The sequence below is a fragment of the Streptomyces sp. AM25 genome (assembly GCF_058146165.1).
In genome coordinates this window covers 133,249-138,624 of record NZ_JBKIWN010000001.1, presented here as the reverse complement: position 1 = coordinate 138,624, position 5,376 = coordinate 133,249, and the positions used below count along the sequence as shown (strand labels likewise).

The 5,376-nt window shown below is 72.5% G+C and carries 1 pseudogene; it reads left to right on the top strand.

The annotated features are described in order from the left end of the window. Positions 1-41: 41 nt before the first annotated feature. Positions 42-5,369 (top strand): annotated as a pseudogene (locus ACLHRZ_RS00465) (type I polyketide synthase); the annotation flags it as partial. Positions 5,370-5,376 lie beyond the last annotated feature (7 nt).

Genomic DNA, 5,376 nt, shown 5'->3' with positions numbered 1-5,376 from the left:
GAGAGCGGACCATGACCACACCCAGTGAAAAGGTAGTCGCGGCCCTTCGCGCCTCGCTCAAGGAGACCGAGAACCTGCGCCGGCAGAACCGCAGGCTCGTCGCCGCGGCCACGGAACCGATCGCGATCGTGGCGATGGGCTGCCGCTACCCGGGCGGCGTGAGCTCGCCCGAGGACCTGTGGGAGCTGCTGGCCTCGGAAAAGGATGCGATCTCCGCGTTCCCCGCGGACCGGGGCTGGGACCTCGCCGCCCTGCGCGAGGCAGGGGTCGACAAACGCGGCAACGCCGTCAGCCAGGAAGGCGGCTTCGTCGACGGAGTCGCGGACTTCGACGCCGGCTTCTTCGGGATCTCGCCCCGCGAGGCCGTCACCATGGACCCCCAGCAGCGGCTGCTGCTGGAGACCTCCTGGGAGACGATCGAACGGGCCGGCATCGACCCGAAGTCCCTGCGGGGCAGCCGTACCGGCGTCTTCGTCGGCACCAACGGCCAGGACTACGCCTACCTGCTCGTCCGTTCCCTGGACGACGCCACCGGAGACATCGGCACCGGCATCGCGGCCAGCGCCACCTCCGGCCGGCTCTCCTACACGCTGGGCCTGGAGGGCCCGGCGGTGACGGTCGACACGGCATGCTCCTCCTCGCTCGTGGCCCTGCACACTGCGACGCACGCCCTGCGGGCCGGCGAGTGCTCCCTGGCACTGGTCGGCGGAGTCAATGTCATGTCGTCCCCCGGCTCCCTGATGGAGTTCAGCCGGCAGGGCGGCCTGGCGGCGGACGGACGCTGCAAGGCGTTCTCCGACGACGCCGACGGCACGGGCTGGTCCGAGGGAGTGGGCGTGCTGCTCGTGGAGCGGCTCTCCGACGCCCGGCGCAACGGGCACCCCGTCCTCGCCCTGGTGCGCGGCTCGGCGGTCAATCAGGACGGCGCCTCCAACGGCTTCACCGCTCCCAGCGGCCCGTCGCAGCAGCGGGTGATCCGGCAGGCCCTCGCCGATGCCGGGGTCCCGGCATCGGACGTGGACCTGGTGGAGGCGCACGGCACGGGCACGCCGCTGGGCGATCCGATCGAGGCGCAGGCGTTGCTGGCGACGTATGGTCAGGAGCGGGGTGCGGGGCGGCCGTTGTGGCTGGGTTCGATCAAGTCGAATATTGGTCATACGCAGGCTGCTGCGGGTGTTGCGGGGGTCATCAAGTCGGTTCTGGCGATGCGGCATGGTGTGTTGCCGAGGACGTTGCATGTGGGTGCGCCGTCGTCGCATGTGGACTGGTCGTCCGGTGCGGTGGAGTTGTTGTCGGAGGCGCGGTCGTGGCCGGTGGTGGATCGGCCGTGGCGTGCGGGTGTGTCGTCGTTCGGGATCAGCGGTACCAATGCGCACGTCATCATCGAACAGGCCCCCGCCGCCGAGGAACCGACTGAGCAGCCGGAGCTCGTGCCGGGCGTCGTGCCCTGGCCGGTCTCGGCCAGGTCCGAGGAAGCACTGGCGGCGCAGATCGAGCGGATCTCGTCACTGGCAGGATCGCTGTTGCCCACGGACGTCGGGCTGTCACTGGCTGCGGGCCGTTCGGTGTTCGAGCACCGGGCAGTCCTGCTGGCCGGGTGCCCCGAGGGCGACCTGACCGAGGCGGCGCGCGGGCACGCGGACACGAGCCGTCCACTCGCGGTGTTGTTCTCGGGTCAGGGTGCGCAGCGGGTGGGGATGGGCCGTGAGTTGTCCGGCCGTTTCCCGGTGTTCGCGAGGGCTCTGGATGAGGTGCTGGCGCATTTCGATGGTGAGTTGCGGGAGGTGATGTTCTCCGACGGGGGGCGGTTGGACGAGACGGGGTTCACGCAGCCTGCGTTGTTCGCGGTCGAGGTGGCGTTGTTCCGCCTGGTGGAGTCCTGGGGGATTCGTCCGGACTTTGTGGCGGGGCATTCGATCGGTGAGGTTGCGGCGGCGCATGTGGCGGGGGTGTTCTCGCTGGAGGATGCGTGCCGGCTGGTCGCTGCGCGGGCACGGCTGATGCAGGCGTTGCCCGCCGGTGGTGCGATGGTGGCGATCCAGGCCACTGAGCAGGAGGCCGTGGAGCGGCTGGCCGAGGGCGTTTCCGTTGCGGCGGTCAATGGCCCGCAGGCCGTGGTGATCGCGGGTGACGAGGCCGAAGTGGTCCGAATCGCCGGTGATTTCGTCGCTGAAGGTCGTAAGGCGCAGCGGCTGTCGGTCAGTCACGCCTTCCACTCGCCGCTGATGGATTCGATGCTGGAGGACTTCCGCCGGGTTGTCGAAGGCCTGTCGTTCAGCACGCCGGGCATTCCGCTGGTGTCGAACGTGACCGGCGGGCTTGCCGCTGGCGATCTGGTGTGCTCGGCAGAGTACTGGGTGCGGCACGTCCGTGAGACGGTTCGTTTCGCGGACGGCGTTCGTGCGCTGGCGGACGAAGGGGCCTCGGTGTTCCTGGAGTTGGGCCCCGACGGCGTGCTGACCGCCATGGCCCAGCACACCCTGGACGAGGCGGCGCTCGCGGTCCCGGCCCTGCGCAAGGACCGCCCCGAAGGGACCGCCCTGCTCACCGCCCTGGCCCGGTTGCACGTGACCGGCGTCGAGGTCGACTGGTCCGGGATCTTCGACGGCACCGGTGCCCGCCGCATCGACCTGCCCACCTACCCCTTCCAGCGCGAACGCTACTGGCCGAGGCCGGCGGCCCCGGTGGGTGATGTGTCCGCTGCCGGGCTCGTGCCCGCCGGGCACCCGCTCCTGGGCGCGGCGCTGTCGTTGGCGGACTCCGGCGACGTGCTGTTCACCGGCCGGCTGTCGGCGCAGACCCATCCCTGGCTGCTGGACCACGTGGTGGACGGGGTGCCCGTCTTCCCCGCCGCCGGGTTTCTGGAACTGGCCGTTCACGCGGGCGACCGGGCCGGCTGCGAGCGGGTCGGCGAACTCACCTTCACCGACCCGCTGGTGCTGGACGGGGACGACGCCGCCGTGCTCGTCCAGGTGCGGGTCGGTGCCCCCGATGCGGAGGGTGCGCGCACGGTGCGCATCCATTCGCGGCCCGCGGACTCCGCGGACGGACCGTGGACGGAGCACGCCGAGGGCGTGCTGCTGAACTCCGATGCCCCGGCAGCAGAGTTCGACGCCGCGGTGTGGCCGCCGAGCGGTGCCGTGGCCATGGATCCGGAGGAACGCGCTGCGGAACACGGACCGGTGTTCCGCACCGTCCGCGCGCTGTGGAGCCGGGGCGAGGAGACGTTCGCGGAGGCCGCCCTCCCCGGTCACGTGGACGACGCCGGAGCCTTCGCGATGCACCCGGCACTGCTGGAGGCGGTGACACAAGCGACCAGCCACGACGGCGACTTCACGCCGTCGTCATGGACCGGACTGTCGCTGCACGCGACCGGCGCCTCGACGGTGCGGATACGCCTCGTCAAGACCGGCGCGCACACGTTCTCCGTCGCCGTGGCGGACCCCGAGGGCGCACCGGTCCTCTCCGCGGACGCACTCGTCCTGGGCCCCCGGAAGCAACCGGTCCACCGCGAGGGCAGCACGCAACAGGGCACGCTGCTGCGGCTGGAGTGGGTGGCGGCTCCCGAAGCGACGGCTTCTGACGAGGTGCGGAGTGTGACGCTCGGTGCCGCGGGCCTCGCATCGCTGACGGACGTCCCGGACCTGGTCGTGGTGCCGGTGGCGGGCACGGGCGGCGAGTACCCCGACACGGTTCACGGGCTGACGGCACAGGTCCTGGGCCTGATGCAGGAATGGCTGGCGGGGGAGCGGTTCGCCGCGTCGCGCCTGGTGTTCGTGACGCGCGGTGCGGTGGACGGCGCCGATCTCGCCGCAGCCGCGGTGTGGGGCCTGGTGCGCTCGGCCCAGTCGGAGAACCCGGACCGGTTCGTACTGCTGGACGCCGAGGAGAGCGACCTGCCGGCCGTACTCCCGGCCCTGCCGGGTCTACTGGCTTCGGGCGACGCTCAGTTCGTCGTGCGCGACGGCGCCGTGCACGTGGGCCGGCTGGCCCGCGCGGCAGCGCAGGACGGGCCGGCGCCCGCCGCATCCGCATGGGACCCCGACGGCACGGTACTGATCACGGGCGGTACGGGCGGCCTGGGCGGCCTGCTGGCCCGGCACCTCGTCGCCGAGCGGGGGATCAAGCACCTGGTGCTGACGAGCCGGCGGGGCGAGGCCGCACCGGGCGCGGCCGAGCTGCGCGACGAACTGTCCGCTCTCGGCGCCGACGTGGTCGTCGCGGCCTGCGACACGACCGAACGTGCCGCTGTCGCCCGGCTGTTGGACTCACTGGACCGCCCGCTGACCGCGATCGTCCACACCGCCGGTGTGCTGGACGACGGCGTGGTCACGTCGCTGACCCCCGAGCGGCTGTCGCACGTGCTGCGGCCGAAGGCCGACGGGGCCTGGCACCTGCACGAGCTCACCCGAGGCACGGACCTCCGCGCGTTTGTCGTCTTCTCGTCGGTCTCGGGCGTCATGGGCAGCGCCGGTCAGGGCAACTACGCGGCCGGCAACGTCTTCCTCGACGCCCTGTCCCGGTACCGCGCGGCGCAGGGCCTGCCCGCCCAGTCGCTCGCCTGGGGTGCATGGGCGCAGGGGAGCGGCATGACGGGGACCCTCTCCGAGGCGGAGATGCAGCGCATCGCCGCGTCCGGCGCACCGCCGCTGTCGGCCGAGCAGGGGCTGGCCCTGTTTGACGCCGCCACCGCGTCCGACGAGCCGTACCTCGTCGCCCTCGGGCCGGTCGCCGCGGGCACCCGGGCGCGCGGCGTGGTGCCGCCGCTGCTGCGCGGCCTCGTCAAGGGGGCGCGGCGCACGGCCGCGAGCACCGGGGGCGGTGCGGGAACGGCCGAGGCACTCGGCCGCCGGCTGCGCGAGGCACGGCCGGAGGAGCGCACGCGCTTCGTGACCGACCTCGTGCGCACCGAAGCGGCCGCCGTCCTCGGGCACGCCTCGGCCGGATCCGTCGACGCCCGGCGGGAGTTCCACGACCTGGGCTTCGACTCGCTGACCGCCGTGGAGCTCCGCAACCGGCTCACCGGCGCCACGGGGCTGCGGCTGCCCGCCACCCTCGTGTTCGACTACCCCAACCCCACCGCACTCGCCGGACATCTCGTCTCCCGGCTCGTGGAGGAGACCGCGGCCGGCACGGGCACCGCGCTCCTCGCACAGCTCGACCGGCTCGACTCCGCTCTCGCCGCCGGCGCACCGGACCCCCGCACCAGGGCCGCCGTCTCCGGCCGCCTCCTCCAGATGCTGGAGAACTGGCGGGGCACCGAGGCGGAGGACGCCGGCGCGGAGGTCGTCGAGCGGCTCGAAGCCGCCAGCACGGACGAGATCTTCGCCTTCATCGACAACGAGCTCGGCCGCCAGAGCGATCGCTGAGTCCGAC